Here is a 19,919-nt window from a genome sequence, read left to right on the forward strand (position 1 = left end):
CCGACGCGATCCTGATCGGATGAACGGATGCTGAGAACCGCCCCCTTCGTCCGGACCGCGCCCGCACTGCTACCTTCCTGTCGGCTGTTGCCGCGAAACTCGGCCTCACGGTCGAGACCGTCAAACGCTCCGACGACACAAGCGGGTTCGCGGTCCTGCCACGCCGGTGGGGAGTGGAGAGGACGCTCAGCCGGCTGATGCGCTCACGCCGCCTGGTGCGCGCCTACGAGGCCCTGCCGCCATGCACGAGGCGATGGTGCTGTGGTCGATGACCATGCTCATGAGCGGACGCCTGGCCGGGCGCCGTCGGCACGCTTTCATCCCACGTCAGCAGGTATTTGCCGGGCTGACCGCGCCGAACACGTTCGGCCGGAGTTCTGCCGCCCGGCCCCGGGCCGTCAGTCGTTTCACCCGCGAGCGCACTCCTTCCATCCCGATCGAAGTCGTCTGCCATCCCAACGGCGCCGCGATCCGCTTCGCCCGCAGTCCGCCTGCGGCTTCCGACCCGGACAGCACCGCAGGGATCTGCTGGTACTCCGGTGCGAGCACCTCCACCCCGACACCCTCGACGTGATGCGGCACGACCGAGCCCGCCACCGCGGCCCGCACCGGCCCGTCCGCCCCGCCGACGGCTCCTCGGCCCGGCACTTCCGCGACCGGCGCCCGCGCCAACGCCAACGCCAACCGCTCCAGAACCGTTCTGCCACACCGAGCGCGCCCTACGCCCGCTCGGCCTCCTCGCGCAACCGTGCGACCTCCTCCCGGACCTTCTTCTCCCGGGCCTCCAGCAGCCCCATCACCGACGGCTCCCCGGCACCTCCACCAGACAGACGACACGGTCCGCCGTCTCTCCCACCAAGCAGCGCGAACCATGTCTGACCAGCAAATACTCAACCACTGTGTTCGGAAAGCGGAGGCCTTCTGAGCGCAGCAGACCCGTCGTCATCGGCCTGCCGGCTGCTATACGGCCACGAACTCGTCGGTCACGTTGCCGACGCGGTCGGGTTCGTGCACCAGGTCGAGGCGCCGTTCGGGTCCTGCGGCGAAGTCCACCTGTGACAGTTCGACCCACACCACGTTCGGGCTCGTGGTGGACTCGAAGAAGTACCGCCGCTCGGTGAGGTCGGTGACGGTGCGCCAGCGGGTCGTCGAGATGTTGGGCCGCAGTTCGTCCGCGGTACCGAACGGGGCGGAGGCGTTGCGGATCACGCTGAACGCGTAGGCCGAGGCTTCCCTCGTGTCCGAGGTGTTGGGAAGCCGCGCGGAATAGTAGGCGGCGCGTGCGAAGCGGTCCGGTGAGTCGACACCACCCGGAAGCGGCTGATCGCCGCCGTGCGCCGGATACTGCTGCTGCAGCTCCAGTTGCTGCTCGTATACGGGCGAGTTCGCCATCACGGTGTACTCGGGTCCGTGGTGGACTGATGCCTTGCCGCTGATGAACTCGATGATGGCAGAGTCGCCGCTCGGGTCCGCGAGGGCGATGTGGCCGGTCCCCGGCTTCCCGCCGATGCTCATCTCGATGAGCTGCACATCGCTGTCCACCAGCTCCCTGACCGCGGCGGCGACGGTGCTGAAGCGGTCGAGCATGCACTGGATCGCCAGGTGAAGTTCGAGTCCCGGACGTGCGGTGTCGCGGTCCCCGTAGTCCGACTCCGCCAGGTAGAGCCCGCTGACCTGGAGGCCGGCCTCGTTGATCCCGTCGACGACCACCTTGCCGTACATCAGCGCGACGACGCTGCCGTACTCCGATGTCCAGGTGAAGCTGCCGGGATCACCGGGGGTGTCGGGCGTGCTCTCGCGCTTCACTCCGCGCGGGCGTACCGCCAGTACCGTCTCGGTGTCCTGATACCAGTCCATGCTCCGGCCCACGAGCACGTTTCCCGTGCCTGGGCTGCCCAGCGATGACCACAGAAACCTCGTACACATACTTTTCAGTCTTCTCCACTCGGCCGGGTTTCACGGGTGCACCGGCCGGTGTTCACCCGGTCAGCCGAGTTCCGGGCAGCAGCGTCCGGATCGCTCGTGCTTCACCGCCGCCCGCCCCGCTCCGAAGCTGTTTGTCGCCGCCACGGCGGGGCGGCGTCAGTGGCGTGCGGTGAGGTCCATCGCAGCGAACGCGCCGTCGTGGATGCGCAAGCCGCGTTCCGGCGGTCACCGGAGAAGTCCTAGCCGGACGCTCGGATTGCAGCGAGTCGTTCACGCGCTGGGAACGGCCGCGGGCCCGGATGACCGGTGTGCTGCCGCGCCGGCTCCAGGTGCGTGAGGTCGGCGGCGTCATCGAGAATCCGGCCTCGTCCTCGAAGACGATCCAGGCCCCGAGCGCCGCCGCGGTGGTTCCAGGTGCGGCCACACGTCCTTCACCCAGGCGGCGACGGCTGCCTCGTCGCGCTCGACGGCACGACGGGCCGGCACCTGATGACTCCAACCATGACGTCGCAGCATCTGCGAGATCCCCGACATCGTCATCGACTCGTGGAACCTGCGGCCGATCAGCGTCTTGATCCGGGCGAGCGTCCACCGCTGGTCCGGCCGGTCGTGAGCGACCGGGCCCTTGGCCAGTTCCAGTTCCTGCGCCGGCTCGTCTGGGGTCAGGGCATTCGCTGGATCAGGCGCAAGCACCGCCGGATCTCGATCTCACCCGACGACATCGGCCAAAAGTTCACCAGCACGTCCGCAACAGGCCACACCCGCAGCATGGCCGTGTCCGCGTCGTCCCGACGCGACAACAACGCCTCCGCCGAGGGCAACGGAACCAGGACGTGGCCCTCCCGGTACCCCCACACCCAGCCGCACGACCGGACCAGGTCGAACACCGCCTGCAGTCCTCGACCGAAGCGCCCTCCACACAGACATCCGGCAGAGCACCCATCAGGTCAGGATCGAAGAAGTCCTTGACGTCGTCCCACAGCAGATCCGGCATACCGCCATGCTGCCTGCCGGTGCCACCCGCGCACAGCCCGATTTCCTTGACGAACCCCATAGAGGCACCCTCCCGCCTCCCACCCCGGGCCGGCCGCCGGAACAAGACGCCGAGTCCAAGCCCCGGCCGGGTGAACCACCCCGCCCGGCCTCGGGGCCGGCGGGAGCCCGCGGGGCACACCGGACGGCGTAGTGTCCGGCGGCCACAGGTCGTTTGCCCACCGTCAAGCACGGTACACAAGCCTCGCCTACCGGATCACCACCGCCTCACCCGGTGGATCCCCCGTGCGCTCCCTCAGGGGTCTGCGCCTGGTACCCGACATGCCGTTGGAGAAGGCGACAGCACCGCACACCCTGATCGTGCCCGGCGGCGGCATCGAACGCTATCGAGCCTCAGCCACCGACTCCACGGTCGCAGCCTGGCTCGCCCGCCATGGCGATCAGGCCAGGCGCATCACCTCGGTGTGCACGGGCGCGTCCTCCCTCATCGTCGACCCCGACCCCGTCTTCGTCAGGGACGGCCTCGTCATCACCGCCGCCGGCGTCACCAGCGGCATCGACATGAGCCTCGCCCTCGTCGAGGAGGACATCAGCCTTGACGCGGCCACGACCATCGTCCGATACATGGTCGTCCACCTCCGACGCCAGGGCAGCCAACCCCAGCTCAGCACCCACCTCAAAGCGCAGCTCGCACACCGCCCCGCCATCCGACGGGTACAACAGTGGCTCGCCGCGCACCCCGAAGCCGACCGCAGCATCGACTCCCTGGCCGCCCGCGCGAACCTCTCGCCCCGCCAGTTCGCCCGCGCCTTCGTCAAACAAACAGGCACCTCACCAGGACGCTACGCCGCCGCGATCCGCCTGGAGACCGCACGCCGACTGCTGGACGACACCGACCACGACCTCTCCCGCATCGCCCGGCAAGCCGGCTACACCTCCACCGAAGGGATGCGCCGCGCCTTTCGACAAGCGCTCGCCACGAGTCCCTCCAGGTACCGCTCACGGCGACCCGACTCCTGAGCTTGGTGCCCAGAGCACAGGTCATGCGTACGGCGCGGGGTAACGGTGGCGCAGACCACAGCAGCCCATCGGAGGGCCGACGGCCGCTGCGGGCTGCCTCACCGTGATCCGGCGCCGCAGCGAACCTGCGGGGGCGCCATGTCTCTTCCCGCCCCGGCCGTGCCGGGCCCGGTCACGGATCTTGACGGGCCGCAGAGCCGGACCGCGGTCGACACGTTCCTCGGCCTGCGCGGGCGTTGCCCGGGGGCGGAGGAGACGTGGCGGCTGATGGCGGTGCCTATCCAGCACGGCGACACGGCCCGCGCCGCAGCAGCCACCCGCCCCACCGCCGCGAGGGCCCTCTTCGACCGGCAGGGTGTCGGCATCGCCGGCTTCCTGACCGCTGCGCACGCTCAGGGAGTCGGTGTCGACCGGGCCGTCGCCGTCCTCCCGGTCCAGCCCGCCGCCGTTCCGGCCGCCACCGGCCCGCCGGCCGGACCCGCGTCCGGGGTGCCCGCCGCCCGCCCCGCCCCTGCCGCGAACCCGTACGCCGCGCCTGCGGGGCCCGAGGTCGCCTCTGCCCCTGCTGCTCCCGATCCGGCCCCGGCTCAGGTCTCGGAGTTGGTGGCGGTGAGTACGGATACCCGCGCGATGTGGGGCCGCTGAGCGAAGGCCTCACCGCCCTGTGGCCGGGTGGGCGCTGTTGGGGGCCGGGGGGCGCTCCTTGGCTGGGGGCTTTCGTGTGCTCTGCGGTGGTGGGCGTGGGGTCGGTTGTCGGGGTGGTGGTGTGTTTCGGGTGGGGTCAGTTGGTGGGTGGCTCTTCGTTGACGATTCGTTCGACGTAGCCGCAGGTGGTGCGTCCTTCGGTGTCGGGGGTGTGGGTGGCGGTGTCGTCGATGGTGGTGGTGGTCCAGGTGAACCAGGGTGTGCAGGTTTCGTTGGGCTTTGAGCGGCCGTCTTCGAGTTGTGTGGTCCTGGCGGTCACCTTGGCGGTGCCGTGGCCGGGGATGGTGCCGAGGTCGCAGGTGAGGATGGCCTTGGCCGAGACGGGTGGGGGGTTGGTGGTGATGGTGCATGCGGAGTCGGTGGTCGTGAACTCGAGTTCGTCGTCCTCGTTGGTGTACCGGTAGTCGAGTTGTGCGCGGATGCCGCCGTGGACGGGTTCGTCGCCGGTGTTGGTGACGGTGAAGACGTACTCTTCATCGAAGTCGTCGGGCGTGTTCTGGACGGTCTGCGCGGTGTATGTCCCGCTGAGGTTGGGTGTCTTCGGGACGGTCAGGTCGGCGTCGAAGTTGGGGTTGAAGACGTTCGTGACACCGTTTTTGACGCATTCGCCGGTCGATTGGTCGCAGTAGGTCCATTCGGACTGGGCTTCGACGCGGGCGGTCAGGTTGTAGGTGCCGGGTCCGGGGTATTCGTAGCGGACGGACCCGCCGTGGTAGAGGCGGGGCAGTGCCGGTGTCGTCGTGCCGTTGAGGGTGAGGAACCCTTCGAGGGTGTTCCTCAGGTTGCACGGTTTCCAGGCGTCGGGCCGCAGGTCTCCGATGGTGCCGTCGAACCTGCACTCGGCGTCCGAGGTGACGGTGATGTAGCGGCCGTCGGTGGACACGCAGGCCGTCATCCGGGCCTGCCGGGCCGAGAGGTCGTTGTCGGTGTAGGAGTAGGTCTTGCAGCCCTCGTTGCCATCGGCTGCGGCTGCGGCTGCGGCCGTTGCCGTGGTGGTGGTTTCGGCACGGGCGGTGGCCGGGGTGGTGCCCAGGGCGCTGCTCGCGGCCGCGAGCAGGGTGGCGGCCATGACGCCGCGGAGGACGCGTTGTGTGTTCACTGTCTTCGCTCCGTCTGTCGGTGTCCGCCGGAGGATTCCGCGGGCCCGCATGGTGCCCGGATCAGGGACGTTCGTGCGGGTGCGGCGTGTTCTTCGGCGGGCTGTTGTGGGCGCGGGTTGCGGCCGGGTGGCCGCGCGTGATGTTCCGTCGCGCGCATGGTGGCGTCTCGAAGGCCCGTTTCGCGGGATCTCGGGTGCTGTGGTCGCCGGGTTCGCCCGAACGGGGCGCTGCTTCGATGACCCGCTGCCGGTGTTGGCCGAGGAGGCGTCGGGCGAGGACCGGCTCGTGGCGTGGTCCACGGACTCCGAAGCCGACGCCCTCGCCTCCCTCACCGACAACGAGTTCGGTGGGACGCTGCGCCGGCTGACCGTGCCGGGCGCGCCAGGGTGGGCGGTGCGGTGCGGGGTACGGCTCGCCGGCCGGGTGGAGACGGCGCGGGTTCCCTCTACGTCGCGCTTGTCTGGCGGGCCGGCCACCGGTGAGCGGCGCGGGGTTGGGGCTGGGGGCGGTGGTCTGACCGGGATCGGCAGGTGGTGTGCCGGCTGACTGTGTCCGGCAGCCGTTCCCTTGCGGTTCCCGGCGACGTGTGGTTGATCGACCAGGAGTGTGGTGGTGTCGTCTCGTCCGACCGGTGTCCGGAGCTCGGTCGGACGGTGGGGCCGGTGAGGGAGCGGGTCCGCAGGGCGGCGGGATCGGCAGTGGCTCTGTTGCCGTGTCGCGTGCGCAGGCCCCCGCGGCGCGGTGATTTCCCCGGCACAGTGTGCGTTTGTCCCGTGTGCGGGGAGCGCGTCGGGCTGTGGTTGGTTGTTTCGGCCAGTGTGTGGTGTTTCGGTCGTGTTGTGCGACGGCCTGGTTTCTTGATCGTTGCTCATGCTGGGGCGGCGCGGGGCCAGGTCATTGTCCGGTCGGGGCTGCCCGTCTTGATGGTGTTGTCGAGTGGGAGGTCGGTTGTTGTGGTGGCTGTTCGTGGTTGGTGGATGTCTGCGGTAGTGGCGGGTCTGGTGGTGGTGCCGGTGGTGGCGGGCGGCTCGTCGGCGCAGACGCGGGGGGATGGTGCAGCGGGGCCGGGTCCGGTGCTGGAGCGGGTGTTTCCGGCGGGTGCGGTCGAGGTGGCGGACGACAAGTCGTGCTTTACGCTGACGGTCCGCGGACGCGGCTTCGTGCCCGATGTGGTCTCCAAGGGCCGGGACGGCAAGGCGCTGCATTCCCAGGAAGTCCGTCTGGCGGTGGGAACGGATCAGGCGATGGGAGTCCTCCGAGGGGCCCCCGTGAGCGTGTATCCGGACGCGGACGGCGCTTTCGAGACGACGTTCACACCGTGCGGGGTGACCACCCACGGTTCGAAGGAGTCCGACTTCACCTGCACGGCCAAGGACGTCGAGCACGAGCGTTGTGAGGAGTGGGAGGTGGGCGACGTCAAGCAGACCGGCGACCGCTGGGTCTCCCGCCTCGTGAAGGTCGTTGCCACCCACGAGCCGTGCCTGGCCGTCGAGAAGGCCGACCGCCGTTCCTGCCTGAAGAAGCACGGGACGAAGAGCAACTTCACCGGGACCCAGACCCTGGGCCGCGTCACCTGGCCTCTGACGGTCACCGGCACGAAGTAGCCCCCCGGCACCTCGCGCTCGTCGGCGCCCGGCGCGGACGCGGCGCCGGCCCAGACCCCGTGGCTGCCCCCTGGGCTACCCGCTCGGCGACCGCCGCGCCCTGGGCCCGGGGTCAGGGGTGGCTGATGGTGAACAGGGTGGTGCCGGTCATGTCGAGCAGGCGCAGGAACTGGGTCTGGGGCTTGCGCAGGATGGGAGGCCGGCGCCCTTTCGCGGGCGGTCTGCTGGGCCCGAGCCGTTTCACCACCGTGAGGGTGGCTAGTTGGTCGGGGTCGAGCCGGTCGCGGGGGTTGGTTGGTCCAGTAGACCCCGCGTCGCAGGTGTGTCCCGAGGGTGTCTGGAAGGCTGACGACGAGTCGGGCGGTGAGCTCTGCCCCATCTGTGTGGGTTGGTGCCTCCGAGGAGCTGTCCGGTTCGTGGCGCCCTTGCGGGGATGGGGTCCCAGTCTCGGAGCAGGCCGCGGTGGTGGAGTTCGGTGTGGAGGGCGGGGGTGCGGGCTTGGTGCCGGCTGATGTGGTGGGTGCCGTTCTCGCGTAGCCGGTCTCGCTCGGCGCGGATTCGGGCGCGGGCCGGGCCCGGTTCGGGTCCACGGAGGTGTGGGGCGTCGGTGTCGTGTTCGGTGCTGGCCTGGCACCTGGTCTCGCGGATCCGGCTGGATGCCGCGTGCTTGGTGGGGCCGCTTTGGGCCCGCCCCATGGTCGGTTGCCGCCGGGTTCCGCTTCGCTGACCGGGCTGGTGGCGTGGGGCGGTGACGAACTGGCCGAGGAGGAGTTTGCGCGACCCGATTTCCTGCCCAAGGCCGACGGGACCGGGTCCGGTCGGCCTTGGGGTAGGGCCCTACCCGAAGACCACCGACCGGAACCGCGTGGTGGCAGAGCCGGATCCGACGAGCGCGGGCAGTACCAGGTAGTCCGGGCCGCTGCAGTCCTCCGTGAGGAAGACGGTCGCGGGCGTGGTGGTCTGGTTGCGGGGCGAGAACGCGGTGTCGGTCGTTTCGGGGTCGGCCGCCTGCGGGATCTGGATGCACTCCTCGTTGGCCGGATTGGTCAGCCTGGCACGGTGAACGACCCCGTTGTCGTCGGTGTACTGGTAGCGGAACAGGCCGACCGCGGCCGTCGCGGGCGAGGCCGGGACGGTCAGGGTGAGGGCGACGGCGCCGACGGCGGCGACCACCACGCTGCGCATACGCATGAACTACTCCTTGGACAGGGAGCGGCGGGCAGCGGGGCCGAGAGCCCGCTGCAGGTGTCACGATGCCCATCAGGCTGTGGCGACCAACCTGCCAGGCAACGAAGTCGACCACATTTCATCCGTTTGGCCAGGACCAGGGCCGCTCCGGAGCGTCCAAGACTTCGGAGCGATCGCTTTGAAACGCTCTCACCAAGGCCGGGGGGACGTGCCAGGGCGGCGCCGTTCCGAGGATCTGCGGGTTGATGTCGGTTCAGATAGCCAGTCCTGCTGACGGGTTCGCGGAGCGGAACGACCGAGAGCAGGCACGGATTCCGTGTGTTCATGAGGTGTCGAAGCCCTGATCACCGCAACGGAAGAACGTTTGACGACCACGATCCTGATCACGCCCGCCGGCCGGTTCCCCGCCGATCACCGCGTGGTCCTGGACGGCCGGGTGATCGGCCTGGTGAGCGATGAGGCGGGCGCGGTGCCTGGTCGGGGCCGGTTCCACGCGTGGTCGGCGGCGTTCGGTCCGCGCGGGTTCCACGCGACGGAGGCGGCGGCGGTCGAGCGGGTGGTGTCGGCGTGGCTCAACTGCGAGGCGGAGTCGACGGGTCTGATGACGTCTCGGGGGACGGTCCACGCCGCTCGCCGTACGGGTGAGGGCCTGGTGCCGACGTGCACGACCGGTGGTGGTGTCGGGCCTGGTCCGAAGATTGGTGCTGCGCCGATCGGATGATGAGGAAACGATTCGGCGCGGGCCGCCGTGCCGCCGCGATTCCGGTCGGGCCAGTGTGGGGTGATCCATCTCCTTCTATCCGACGGGACACCCCCATGCGGCTGCGCAATGCCTCCGTCGCCGCCCTCGGCGCGCTCACTCTGCTCCTCGCCGTGCCGAGCTCCGCTTCGGCGGCGGCGGGGAACTTCGAGTACACGTACGGCTTCGATTCCGGGACCGGCGGTGTCCTTCTCGATCCGTCGAGTGGTGAGTGCATCAACATCCCCGAGGCGACGGAGGTCGACGCCGCTCGCGCCCCGAAGAACTACACGGATGCGACGGCGACCTTGTTCCTCGGACCCGACTGCGAGGACACCGACTGGATCGTCATGGAACCCGGAAAGGTGTTGGGAAGCGCCACCATCTTCCGCTCCGTCGTCTTCAACTGACCGCGTCGGTGTCGGTCGTGTCGGAGAGGTAGCGGCGTCGGTGCGTGGTGCTGGCTTTGAGGCCGGCCCCGGGGAGGCCCGGTGCTTCAGGTGCTGGAACGCCGGCCGGCTGCCTGCAGACGGCTGCGACGCCCGGGCTGAGGTGCTGATCGTGGAGGCGGTCGAGGCGCCGGAGGTCGGTCCGGGCTGCCCCAGAGATCCATGCCCACGTCGTCGCGTGAGCCTTCCGACCTCACGCTGATGCGTGGTGCAGGACGCGGATGGCCTTCACGACGTCGGTGATTCTTGGTGCCGCAGCGGAGCTTCCTCAAGAGGCCCCACCTCTTGAGGGTGGCGATGGCCTGCTCGCCGAGGCAGCGGATCTTGGCGTTAGTGGTGTTGTGGCGGCGCTTCCATCCCTTGAGGTGGGCCCGCCCAAAGATCCCCGACGACCGCCTGTCCGTGGCCGGGGCCCAGCCGTCCGGCGTCCGCCTGGCCTTCCGTACCGCCACCACCGTCCACCTGAACACACCCGGCCCGCCAAGCGCGTCTACCGGGGCTTCCCGCCCCCGCCCGACGGCGTCTACGACCTCCCCGTCGAGACCGCGCCGGACAACGGGCGCCGGGTATGGCCGCACCACGGCAGCTTCATCAGCCACGGCTCCAACGCCCTCTTCCCCAGCACCATCCGGCCCGCCCTGGCCGCGAACGCCGGCGGCGTGGACCTGATCCACCTCGGCATCGGCGGCAGCACCCTGCTGGACGCGTTCACCCGCGCGCCATGCGCGACACCCGGCCGACCTGATCAGCGTCAAGCCCGGCATCAACGGCGTCAACAACGACACCAGACGCGCGTCTCGACGACGCCGGCGATCCACGACGATCGGTACGAGGTGGATCATCCCGAGCCTGTTCATCCGTCACCTGACTGCCTGGCCCTCGAACACCCGTCGGGTGCACAGTTTCGAGCGTCCATCACCCGCTCTGTGCTCCCCGAGATCTGTCCCGGAACCCACGACCCGCGAACGAAGTCGACCCGCTCTCCTCGGTAACCCGTTCCTTCCCGAGGTCAGGAGCGGATCGGGCAGCCATGGCAGGCGACCAAGCGATCACCCGCTCGTTCCCGCGCCCGCGGGCGGGGCGAGCCGCATGTCTTCACCGGCACGGTCCAGGGCCGCCACCGTTGCCTACCGAGCCCAAGTCGGGACACCAAGCAGAGCGACGCCGACGCAGTCCTCGACGCGGACGACCCCGGTCCGACCCGATCGATGCGGGACGGCCGGGGCTACTGCCACCGGGACGCCCACGGGGGACCGGCACCCGGCACCGCGCCCGCAGCACCCCGTGGTCCCTGGGACACCCGGACACCCTGTCGAACCACCCCCGGGCCGGACGGCCCCGCCCACCGGGACCTCCGGCCCGCCCCCGCAGGACCTATGGGTCGCGCCCTGGCGGGTCGTCCGGCCCCGATTCCCGCCCGGCGCACGAAGTGGCCCTCCAGTAAGCGGACTCCGACCCTCCGCACAACTAAGAATATGACCTTGAAAGTTCATCCAACTGTTCATTCTGCTGGAGCACCCTTGTACCCCCTGCCGCCGCGCAGCATCGCCGTCGTCCTCGGCACCCGGCCCGAGCTGGTCAAGCTCACCGAGCTCATCCGCATCCTCGGACCCGCCGCACACGTCGTGCACACCGGGCAGCACTACGACGCAGACCTCTCCGGCCGCTTCCTCGCCGACCTGGACATCCCCGAACCGACCTACCTCACCGGCATCGGCGGCCGGCCCCGCGCGGTCCAGATCGCCGCAGGGCTCGCCCAGCTCGACGAGGTCTTCACCGCACGCCCCCCGCTCGCGGTGGTCGTCCAGGGCGACACCAACGCGGCGCTCTCCGGCGCCCTCGCGGCCAACGCCCGCTCGATCCCGCTGGTCCACGTGGAAGCCGGGCTGCGCAGCCACGACCGCAACATGCCCGAGGAGCACAACCGCGTCCTGATCGACCGGCTCGCCGACGTACTCTGCGCGGCCACCCCCGAGAACCGACTCAACCTGCTGGCGGAGGGCGTGGATCCGGCCCTCGTCGACGTCACCGGCAACACCGTGATCGAAGCGGTCCGCGCCCAGCTCCCGGGCCCCGACGAACGGTCCGCGCACCTCGAAGAGCTGGGCCTGGCGCCGGACGGGTTCGTCCTCGCCACCGTCCACCGGCCCGAGAACACCGACGACCCCGCGGCCCTGCGGGCCGTCCTCACCGAACTGGGCCTGCTCGCCGACCACCTGCCGGTGCTGCTGCCCCTGCACCCGCGCACCCGTGCCCGCATCGAAGCGGCGGACCTCACGGAGCTCCTCACCCCGCTGCGCGTGACCCGCCCGCTCGGCTACCGCGGCTTCCTGGCGCTCGCCCGCCACGCGGCCCTGCTCGTCTCCGACTCCGGGGGCGTCCAGGAGGAAGTCACCGTCCTCGGTCGCCCGCTGGTCGTGGTGCGCAACTCCACCGAACGCCCGGAGGCGATGGCGGACTTCGCCACCCTGGTCGCGCCCGGACCCGAACTGGGACGAGCCGCCCGTGCGGCCCTCGCCCTCGGCCCCGACGGCCGTGCCCGCCTCGCCGCGCTGCCCAGCCCCTTCGGGGACGGGCAGGCATCGCGGCGCATCGCCGCCCGTCTGACCGAGCTCGTCGCCGTCGCGGCCTGACCCCGCTCGCCCCGGTCGCCGCACCTAGGAAGTCATACATGAACGCCCTGCTGATCCTGCCCTTCGCCCTCCTCCTCTGCTTCTTGCTCTACTGGGCCGCCGCCCGCCACGCGTACGCACGTCGTCCCGCGACCGAGGGCGGCGACCCGACCGCCTTCGACTGGCACTTCTTCGTACCGTGCCGGGACGAGGAAGCCGTCATCCGGGCGACCGTCACCCAACTGCGGACGGACTTCCCGGCCGCCCACGTCTGGGTGATCAACGACGACAGCGACGACCGGACCGGCCCCGTCGTGGACGCCCTCGCCCAGGACGACCAGCGCATTCACCTGGTGCAGCGCAGGCGCCCGCACGCCCGCAACGGCAAGGGCGACGCGCTGAACACCGCCTACGACCGGCTCGTGGAGTTCCTCCCCGACGGCACCGGCCACGACCGGGTGGTCGTCTGCGTGGTCGACGCCGACGGACGCCTCGACCCCCGCGCCCTCGAACACGTCTCGGGCCCCGAGGCGTTCGGCGACCCGGACATCGGCGGGGTCCAGGTCGGAGTGCGGATGCGCAACGTCGACGACCCGCGCCCGCTGCCCGACCGCGGCCGGATCCGCAACGCCGCCGCCCGCCTCCTGGTGCGCCTCCAGGACATGGAGTTCGCCGTCTCCAACGCGGGCATGCAGCTCCTGCGCCGCCGCACCGGCTCGGTGGGCCTGGGCGGCAACGGCCAGTTCACGCGGCTCTCCGCGCTCGACCGCATCGCCGACGCCGAACGCCGCCCGTGGCAGCGGGGCGCCCTGCTGGAGGACTACGAACTGGGCCTGCACATGACCCTGGCCGGCTACCGGATCACCCACATCGCCGACACCTGGGTCTCCCAGGAGGGCCTGCCCCACCTGCGCAGGCTCCTCACCCAGCGCACCCGCTGGGCCCAGGGCAACCTCCAGTGCGTGCGCTACGCACCGCGCATCGTCTCCTCCCGCCATTACGGCGGCCGGGGCGTACTGGAGACCCTGTACACCTTCTTCCAGCCCCTGGCACACCTGCTGACCCTGGCCCTGACCGCCGTACTGCTCGTCCTCGGCGGCCTCGGCCTCCTCGCACTGGGGCCGCTCACTCTGGTCCTGGCCCTGCTCTCCATCGGCCCGTTCGTGGCGTGGGGCCCGCTCTACCGCCGCGACCACGCCCCGGACGCCTCGCGGCTGACGGCACTGCTGTGGGGCGCGGCCCTGTGGCTCTACGCCTACCACCTGTTCGTCGTCTCGGCCCGCGCCTTCGTCCGGACGGCCCGCGGCCGCCACGGCTGGGCCAAGACCCGCCGCAACGCGGAACCCGTCACGACGGGCCCGGTGGCCCTGGAAGCCTGATCGACCCACCCCGAAGTCCCGGACGCCCGGCCGCCGATGAGGCGGACGGGCGCCGGGTCACGGTCGAGGTGTCGGCACGGGGGAGCTGTTCGCCGCTCACCTGCCGCGCCGGGTCCGCCAGGTACGGCGCTCCCCGGCCGCCTCGACTCACCGGTGAGAACACACGGCCCCAGCCGGAGCCCACACCGAGCTCTACGCCGCCATCGCGGCCCGGCCCGCCCGAGTGACTGACATGACCTCGCTCACTCGCTGTCAGGCCGGCTCTCGTCGCTGTCCTGACGCGCCGCGCTCCGGCTGGAGCGGCGCCTGGATTCGGCGATGACCGTGACGAGAGCGAACGTGGCCGCGCCGGCACCCGCGAGGCTGGTCACGAGCTCGATGAGGGAGATCCACTGGCTCACGATCTGTCTCCTGCCCAAGAGAAAGGGGTGGGGCGGCCGGCACCTTCGATGGAAGGGATCCTGCGCTTCGGCAGCCCGATGGCGGCGCGATGTGCTGTCCTGTGTGCGGAACAGGCGACGGACAAGTGGTCTGACCAGCGGCTCAGCGGCTCCTGCGGGCACCGTCGCGAGACACCTGGTGGACACCTCGGGAGACGGACCGGAGGCGCAGTTGGCGAAGGAGGCCCCGACCAACCGGAGCCAGTGGCCGGACGCCGGACCGATACGGCAACTGCTCTGTTCCCCGCCAGGCTCCGCGAGAACAACGGCCGTGAGGGCCTGCGCGGCATCGCCGAGCGGACGCACCTTTCTCCCTCCGCGGTCAACGCGCTGCTCTGCGGGGTGCGTCGGCCAAGCGACAAGGTCCAACTGCCCAGCGTAGTACGTGCTTTGGGCGGCGGCTCGGACGACGTGACCCAGGGACTGGAGCTCTACCGCAAAGCCCAGACCGCCTGGACCGGCCGTACCCGGCCGCACGCGTCCCTCTACAGCGAATAGGTTCGCCGGATCGCCCCCGCCGAACTCATCGGCCGCACGGCCGAACTCGCCGAGCCGGCCGCCTTCACGACCGGCGGCCCGACCGAGAGCGCCTACCTGTGGTGGCAGGCCCCGCGCGTGGGCCGGCAAGTCGACCCTGATGTCGACGTTCGCACTGCGCCCACCGCCGAGGGTCGATGTCGTCTCGTTCTTCGTGACCGCCCGTTACGCCACTCACAACGACCGGTGCGCTTACCCGGAAGCCGTCTCCGGCGGCTCCGGTACCTACAGCATCGCCGCCCTGCTGCCCGCGCGGCCCCCCAAGGGCCTGCGCATCGTGGTCGCCGGCCGGCCCCACCCGCCGATCCCGCACGATGTGCCCGACGGCCACCCGCTGCGCGGCTCGGCCGTGGTCCGCGCCCTGGCGCCCTCCCGGCACGCCCAGGTGGTCCGCTCCGCCGCCGAACGCAACCTGAAGCGCCTCCTGCACGGAGACTGCGCAGGCCAGGACCTTCTGGGGCTGGTCACGGCTGCCGGCGGCGGCCTGTCCCGGGACGACCTGGCCGAACTCACCGGGCTCCTGCGCCACCACCGACGCCTGTGGGACCTGGCCGCGACCTACCGACGGCGCGACTGGCCCGATGACACGCCTGACGGTTCTCGGAGTGGAGCAAGGCCCGGGTATGAGCCAAGTTTTATCGCTTGGTCCTGGACGAACTCGGGGCCCGCCGAGAGCTGGACTGGTCCCGATACGCGATCGACTCCGTGAACATGCGGGCCTTGAAATGGGGGCCTGACAGGTCCGAATCCTGTCGACAGAGGCAGGTACGGGTCGAAGATCCACCTGATCACCGAACGGACTGGTCTGCCCATATCCGTTGCCGTCTCTGGCGCGAACCTGCACGACACCCAAGCCCTCAAGCCTCTGCTCCGGGGCATCCCACCGATTCGCTCCCGTCGCGGGCCACGCCGCCGACGGCCAGGCAAGCTCCACGCCGACAACGCCTACGAATCCCGCGACCTGCGCAGGTGGCTGCGCGGCCGCGGGATCCGGCACCGCATCGCACGGAAAGGGATCGAGTCCTCCGACCGGCTCGGCCGGCACCGATGGGTGGTCGAGCGGACCGTGTCCTGGCTCGCGGGCTGCCGCCGATTACACCGTCGCTACGAACGCAAGGCCGAACACTTCCTCGCATTCGCCGGCATCGCCGCAACCCTCATCCGCTACCGTCGACTCACCAAATGAGATGACTTCTTACGGACCGGACTGGTTCGCCGACGCCTACCACCTCAGCCCGTTCCCCGAGAGCCTGCTCACCCTCGCCGATGCTGAGCAAACCCTGGGCGGCGTCGCCGGCGAGGCGGTCGCCGAGACCACCGACGAGGACCCCGCCCGGGTCGCCTTCGTCGCCGACGCGATCTCCGCCTACTTCCGTGCAGCCCTCACTCCCGACCACGCCGAGTGGACCGCCCTCGGGGAGGCCCCCGAGGGCGGCGACGGAACGTGGAGCCTCAACGGGCAAGTGGGCCCGGCCCGACCGTGGTGGATGCCGGGCCGCGAGCCCCGGGCGCGGCGACGCGTACCGGCCCGTGATCCGGAGGAGGGAGGCGGGGGAAGGAGCCGGCCCCCGGGCGGGGGCGGGCCCCGGGGCTGGCGACCCCGGGCTCCTGCGGTCGACAATGACCCGGCGCAGGCGGAGGCGTCGCGGCGCACGGGGGAGGACGACATGCGAGGGGCGATACTCGGCGGCCGCTACCAACTGCGGGAGCCGATCGGCGCGGGCGGCATGGGCACCGTGTGGCGGGCCACCGACCAACTGCTCCGTCGGGACGTCGCCGTGAAGACACTGTTGGACTTCACCGGCCCGGAAGCCTCCGAACTGGCCCGCCGGTTCCACCGCGAGATCCGGGTGTCCTCGCTGCTGCGCGACCCGCACATCGTGGAGGCGCACGACTCGGGCGAGGCACGCGTCGATGGACGGCCGGTGCTCTACCTCGTCATGGAGGAGGTCCCGGGAGAGCCGCTGAACCGGCTGCTCGCGGCCCGCTCCCCGTCGCTCGCGGAGATAGGCCGCTGGGCCGACGGGATCTGCGCGGCCCTGACGTCCATGCACCGGGCCGGGATCGTGCACCGCGACCTGAAGCCCGCGAACGTCATGATCGGCCCCGACGGGCACGCCACCGTCCTGGACTTCGGCATCGCCCGCGTGGAGGCCGACGGACTCGACCTGTCCACCCTCACCCGCTCCGGCCACCTGGTGGGCACGTTCGCCTACATGTCCCCCGAGCAGGCCCTCGGCGCGAGCGCACTCGACGGCCGCAGCGACCTCTACTCCCTGGGCTGCCTGCTGTACGCGGCCCTCGTTGGCAGGCCGCCCTTCGCCGACGGGCCCTGGCACGTGGTGCTGCGCCGGCACGTCGACGAGGCCCCCGTGCCGCCCGGCGCGCTCAGAGCGGGGCTCCCGCCCGCGTGGGAGGCCCTGGTGCTGGACCTCCTCGCCAAAGCGCCCGAGGACCGCCCGGCGAACGCGCCCGCCGTACGGGAACGCCTCGCCGCGCTGCCCGTACCCCGTGAAGCGGCGCCCTTACGGGGGCAGCCGGGCCCGCCGCCCCCGACGCCGATCGACCCGGACGCGAGCACCCGAGACGCCCCCGCGGCCGTCGCCCGCGGAGGTCACCCCGAGGACTCGGCAGCGCCCACCGACCGCACGGCGGCCCGCACCACCCCGGGGCCGCCGGCGCCGCCGAACCCCACCGTCGCCCCGGGCGGCACCCACGTCCTCACCGGGCCGCCGCCCGGATCCCTGCCGGCCGGGCCACCGGGGCCGTCCGGCGACGAGGTGATCGCGCGGGGCGTGACGACGCGACAGCTGTCGATCCTCGTCGTGGTCGTGTTGCTGCTGCTCGGCGGCTTGGTGACGCTCGTCCTGGTGGCCTCGGGGCGCGAGGCCGGGCCGGCGCTCGGGACGTCCGGCCTCATCCTCGGCGGGGGGCTGCTCGCCGCCCTCGTGCTCGGGATCCTGTACGACCGCTACACCGGACGACCGCCCCGGGAGGAGCGGCGGACCGCGGCCAGGATCCGGCGCGCCGCCGCGGAGGCGGAGGCCGCAGCGCGGGAGGAAGAGGACGCGGCGCGCGGCGTCGGAAGCCCCGCCCACGTCGAGGCCCTCGCGGCCGTCGACGCGGCGATCACGGCCGGTCGGACCCTGTGGGTGGCGTACCGGTTCCGCGGCGCCCTGAGGTGGGTCCACCTCCAGCCGCTCCGCTTCGACCACGGCCAACTCGTGGCGCTCACCGCGTCGAGCCAGGAACCGTACTACGTGGCCGATTTCCGGCTGCGCGGCACCTCCGAGAGCCGGCCGCCCGGGGTCTGAGCGAGGTGCGCCGCCCCGGCCGCCCGGTCCACCGGGCCGGCTCGGGCCTGACCGACCGGCGGTCATCACCCGTTCGGGTCAACCCCGGATGAGTCGAGGCCGCTCCGACCGCAGGCTGGGCGGGGCGGCCCGTACGACGGGCGGACCTCGGAGAGAGGACGCAGCCGATGACCTGGCAGATGCCCGTGACCAAGGGCAGGATCACCGCGAAGTACCGGCAGCCCGGAGGCTGGGCGGCCGGGTTCCACACCGGCGTGGACTTCGGCTCCCCCACGGGCACCCCGGTCACGGCCGTCGGCCCGGGAACGGTGGTCGCCGCCGGGGACCAGGGCGCGTACGGCGCGTGCGTGATCCTGGAGATGGACGACGGCCGGTTCACCCTGTACGCCCACCTCAGCAGGATCGACGTCACAGCCGGCCAGAGCGTCGCCGGCGGCCAACGCCTCGGCCTGTCCGGCGCCACCGGCAACGTCACGGGCCCCCACCTCCACTTCGAGGCGCGCACCGCCAACAGCTACAACGGGCACACCGACCCCATGGCCTACCTCGCCGGCAAGGGCGTCGCGAAGGCGGGAGCCAAGGTGGGCGTGAAGCCGGGCGTGAAGCCGGGCGTGAAGGCGGGCGCCAAGAAGAGCGTCGTGCGGGGGACCGCCGCCAAGAAGGCCGCGCCGCGCCCGCCGGCCGCCAAAGCCGGCGCCACGTACACCGTCAAGGCCGGGGACACCCTGTCCGCGATCGCGGTGGCCAAGCTCGGCCGCGCCGACCGGTACCCCGAGATCGCCCGCCTCAACGGCATCACCAACCCCGACCTCATCATGGTCGGGCAGAAACTGAAGCTGCCGCCGCGATAGCGCCACGGCGCGCGACGCGACGGCCCGGCCGAACCGGCGACAGGCCTGCGGAACGGGGAGGCGACGATGGCGGAGCCGCTCGGCTGCGACGCGTTCCTGGCCGCGCTCCGGGACGAGGGAGTCAGCGTCGTCGAACGCGCCGGTTGGCGCACCCACAACCGCGACCACAAGGGCCGCTGGGGTCCCGTGCACGGCGTCATGGTGCACCACACCGTCACGAACGGCATCGAGGCCACCGTGGCCCTCTGCGCGAACGGCCACGGCAACCTGCCCGGCCCCCTGTGCCACGGGGTCATCGGCAAGGACGGCACCGTGCACCTCGTGGGCCACGGTCGCGCCAACCACGCCGGACTCGGCGACCCGGCCGTGCTCGCCGCCGTGCGCGCGGAGGGCCCGCTGCCCGTCGTGGCCGAGGCGACGACCGACGGCAACCGGCACTTCTACGGCTTCGAGTGCGAGAACCTCGGCGACGGCAAGGACCCCTGGCCGGCGGAACAGGTCGACGCCATCGTGCGGGTGTGCGCGGCGCTGTGCCGGGCCCACGGCTGGGGAACCACCGGGGACACCTCGGTCATCGGCCACGCCGAGTGGCAGCCGGGCAAGGTGGACCCGAGGGGACCGGGCATCACCATGCCCGGCCTGCGCGCCGCCGTGGCCCGTCGACTGCGGTGAACGGTCCGGGCGGCGGTCCTCACCCGCGCTGCCAGAGCGCCGGCACGTTCGGCGGCTCCCAGCCCGCCACCGCGGTGTGCGCCTGGAGGCACGGGTAGGAGGGATCCCGCGTACGTGACCCCTTCGCCGGCGCGGTAGGCCTGGCCCCGGGGTCCAGGTGCCCGTGGGTGGGGTCGTCGGCGAAGGCGTCGGCGGGGGAGTGGTGGGCGGGGTGGTCGGGTCCTGGGGCGCGTCCAGGACGAAGTCGAAGGTGCCTTCGTGGCCGGGTCCGGACTGGCGGACGTTCATCAGCAGTCGGCTGTCGAAGAGGGAGTCGGTGTTGTTGCGCGGTTCGCCCGGGAAGTACAGCTGGGTGGTGACCACCCGGCGCCCGGGTGCCTGGAGTTTGAC

The 19,919-nt window shown here is 71.5% G+C and carries 17 protein-coding genes and 8 pseudogenes; 16 read left to right on the forward strand and 9 right to left on the reverse strand.

The genetic code is table 11. The features are described 5' to 3' along the window. Positions 1 to 92: 92 nt before the first annotated feature. Together AB0D01_RS36145 and AB0D01_RS36150 are read left to right on the forward strand one after the other, a co-directional pair. Positions 93 to 230, forward strand: a pseudogene (locus AB0D01_RS36145) (IS5/IS1182 family transposase); the annotation flags it as partial. An 11-nt stretch (positions 231 to 241) separates the two neighbouring features. Next, a complete protein-coding gene (locus AB0D01_RS36150) occupies positions 242 to 574 on the forward strand; it encodes a hypothetical protein (protein WP_363062986.1) in 333 nt (110 codons plus the stop codon). 386 nt (positions 575 to 960) lie between these two features. Here the strand turns inward: AB0D01_RS36150 and AB0D01_RS36155 are convergent, their stop codons facing one another. The 3 genes and pseudogenes from AB0D01_RS36155 to AB0D01_RS36165 all read right to left on the reverse strand — a co-directional run bounded on the left by AB0D01_RS36155 (position 961) and on the right by AB0D01_RS36165 (position 2,813). Beyond that, on the reverse strand, positions 961 to 1,926 hold the full coding sequence (locus AB0D01_RS36155) for a linear amide C-N hydrolase (RefSeq protein ID WP_363062988.1): 966 nt from the start codon (positions 1,924 to 1,926) through the stop codon (positions 961 to 963). 348 nt (positions 1,927 to 2,274) lie between these two features. Then, positions 2,275 to 2,562, reverse strand: a pseudogene (locus tag AB0D01_RS36160) (winged helix-turn-helix domain-containing protein); the annotation flags it as partial. A gap of 26 nt (positions 2,563 to 2,588) precedes the next feature. Continuing rightward, positions 2,589 to 2,813, reverse strand: a complete 225-nt coding sequence (locus tag AB0D01_RS36165; RefSeq protein ID WP_363062990.1) for a hypothetical protein — start codon at positions 2,811 to 2,813, stop codon at positions 2,589 to 2,591. A 298-nt stretch (positions 2,814 to 3,111) separates the two neighbouring features. Between AB0D01_RS36165 and AB0D01_RS36170 the strand changes: the two genes are divergently transcribed. Together AB0D01_RS36170 and AB0D01_RS36175 are read left to right on the forward strand one after the other, a co-directional pair. Continuing rightward, entirely contained in the window at positions 3,112 to 3,939 is an 828-nt protein-coding gene (locus AB0D01_RS36170) for a helix-turn-helix domain-containing protein (RefSeq protein WP_363062992.1), read from the forward strand. A gap of 267 nt (positions 3,940 to 4,206) precedes the next feature. Further along, complete coding sequence (locus AB0D01_RS36175; protein WP_363062994.1) at positions 4,207 to 4,584, forward strand: hypothetical protein; 378 nt, start codon at positions 4,207 to 4,209, stop codon at positions 4,582 to 4,584. A 136-nt stretch (positions 4,585 to 4,720) separates the two neighbouring features. Here the strand turns inward: AB0D01_RS36175 and AB0D01_RS36180 are convergent, their stop codons facing one another. Beyond that, positions 4,721 to 5,743, reverse strand: coding sequence for a hypothetical protein (locus AB0D01_RS36180; RefSeq protein WP_363062996.1), 1,023 nt, complete (start codon positions 5,741 to 5,743; stop codon positions 4,721 to 4,723). 990 nt (positions 5,744 to 6,733) lie between these two features. Here AB0D01_RS36180 and AB0D01_RS36185 point away from each other — a divergent pair. After that, entirely contained in the window at positions 6,734 to 7,348 is a 615-nt protein-coding gene (locus tag AB0D01_RS36185) for a hypothetical protein (protein WP_363062998.1), read from the forward strand. Positions 7,349 to 7,460: 112 nt separating this feature from the next. On the opposite strand, the gene AB0D01_RS36190 is transcribed toward AB0D01_RS36185, so the two are convergent. Together AB0D01_RS36190 and AB0D01_RS36195 are read right to left on the reverse strand one after the other, a co-directional pair. Further along, the gene (locus tag AB0D01_RS36190; protein WP_363063000.1) at positions 7,461 to 7,592 is read right to left on the reverse strand and encodes a hypothetical protein; all 132 of its coding nucleotides are present in this window, start codon (positions 7,590 to 7,592) and stop codon (positions 7,461 to 7,463) included. A gap of 593 nt (positions 7,593 to 8,185) precedes the next feature. Continuing rightward, positions 8,186 to 8,539, reverse strand: a complete 354-nt coding sequence (locus AB0D01_RS36195) for a hypothetical protein (RefSeq protein WP_363063002.1) — start codon at positions 8,537 to 8,539, stop codon at positions 8,186 to 8,188. 361 nt (positions 8,540 to 8,900) lie between these two features. On the opposite strand from AB0D01_RS36195, the gene AB0D01_RS36200 reads away from it, so the two are divergent. The 3 genes and pseudogenes from AB0D01_RS36200 to AB0D01_RS36210 form a co-directional block, all read left to right on the forward strand. Then, on the forward strand, positions 8,901 to 9,257 hold the full coding sequence (locus AB0D01_RS36200) for a hypothetical protein (RefSeq protein ID WP_363063004.1): 357 nt from the start codon (positions 8,901 to 8,903) through the stop codon (positions 9,255 to 9,257). Positions 9,258 to 9,352: 95 nt separating this feature from the next. Then, on the forward strand, positions 9,353 to 9,685 hold the full coding sequence (locus tag AB0D01_RS36205) for a hypothetical protein (protein ID WP_363063006.1): 333 nt from the start codon (positions 9,353 to 9,355) through the stop codon (positions 9,683 to 9,685). A gap of 85 nt (positions 9,686 to 9,770) precedes the next feature. Then, positions 9,771 to 9,875: pseudogene (locus AB0D01_RS36210) on the forward strand (HNH endonuclease); the annotation flags it as partial. 42 nt (positions 9,876 to 9,917) lie between these two features. On the opposite strand, the pseudogene AB0D01_RS36215 reads toward AB0D01_RS36210, so the two are convergent. Continuing rightward, positions 9,918 to 10,065, reverse strand: a pseudogene (locus AB0D01_RS36215) (IS5/IS1182 family transposase); the annotation flags it as partial. Between the two features lie 25 nt (positions 10,066 to 10,090). On the opposite strand from AB0D01_RS36215, the pseudogene AB0D01_RS36220 reads away from it, so the two are divergent. The 3 genes and pseudogenes from AB0D01_RS36220 to AB0D01_RS36230 all read left to right on the forward strand — a co-directional run. Then, a pseudogene (locus AB0D01_RS36220) lies at positions 10,091 to 10,507 on the forward strand (lipase); the annotation flags it as partial. Between the two features lie 761 nt (positions 10,508 to 11,268). Then, entirely contained in the window at positions 11,269 to 12,357 is a 1,089-nt protein-coding gene (wecB, locus tag AB0D01_RS36225) for a UDP-N-acetylglucosamine 2-epimerase (non-hydrolyzing) (protein WP_363063016.1), read from the forward strand. 38 nt (positions 12,358 to 12,395) lie between these two features. Then, positions 12,396 to 13,715, forward strand: coding sequence for a glycosyltransferase (locus AB0D01_RS36230; protein WP_363063008.1), 1,320 nt, complete (start codon positions 12,396 to 12,398; stop codon positions 13,713 to 13,715). Between the two features lie 242 nt (positions 13,716 to 13,957). Here AB0D01_RS36230 and AB0D01_RS36235 read toward each other — a convergent pair whose 3' ends face one another. Beyond that, positions 13,958 to 14,116 (reverse strand): hypothetical protein, encoded by a 159-nt coding sequence (locus tag AB0D01_RS36235; RefSeq protein ID WP_363063010.1) that lies wholly within the window; start codon positions 14,114 to 14,116, stop codon positions 13,958 to 13,960. Between the two features lie 676 nt (positions 14,117 to 14,792). On the opposite strand from AB0D01_RS36235, the gene AB0D01_RS36240 reads away from it, so the two are divergent. The 5 genes and pseudogenes from AB0D01_RS36240 to AB0D01_RS36260 form a co-directional block, all read left to right on the forward strand. Further along, on the forward strand, positions 14,793 to 15,401 hold the full coding sequence (locus AB0D01_RS36240) for a hypothetical protein (RefSeq protein ID WP_363063018.1): 609 nt from the start codon (positions 14,793 to 14,795) through the stop codon (positions 15,399 to 15,401). Beyond that, positions 15,287 to 15,878: pseudogene (locus AB0D01_RS36245) on the forward strand (IS5 family transposase); the annotation flags it as partial. The gene AB0D01_RS36240 and the pseudogene AB0D01_RS36245, both read left to right, overlap by 115 nt. A 1-nt stretch (position 15,879) precedes the next feature. Next, positions 15,880 to 18,006 (forward strand): serine/threonine-protein kinase, encoded by a 2,127-nt coding sequence (locus AB0D01_RS36250; protein ID WP_363063012.1) that lies wholly within the window; start codon positions 15,880 to 15,882, stop codon positions 18,004 to 18,006. 167 nt (positions 18,007 to 18,173) lie between these two features. Further along, a complete protein-coding gene (locus AB0D01_RS36255; RefSeq protein WP_363063014.1) occupies positions 18,174 to 18,857 on the forward strand; it encodes a peptidoglycan DD-metalloendopeptidase family protein in 684 nt (227 codons plus the stop codon). 66 nt (positions 18,858 to 18,923) lie between these two features. Next, positions 18,924 to 19,523, forward strand: a pseudogene (locus AB0D01_RS36260) (peptidoglycan recognition family protein); the annotation flags it as partial. Positions 19,524 to 19,548: 25 nt separating this feature from the next. Here AB0D01_RS36260 and AB0D01_RS36265 read toward each other — a convergent pair. Beyond that, positions 19,549 to 19,919: pseudogene (locus AB0D01_RS36265) on the reverse strand (carbohydrate-binding protein); the annotation flags it as partial.

The sequence above is a fragment of the Streptomyces sp. NPDC048606 genome, from assembly GCF_040650855.1.
Lineage (GTDB): Bacteria > Actinomycetota > Actinomycetes > Streptomycetales > Streptomycetaceae > Streptomyces.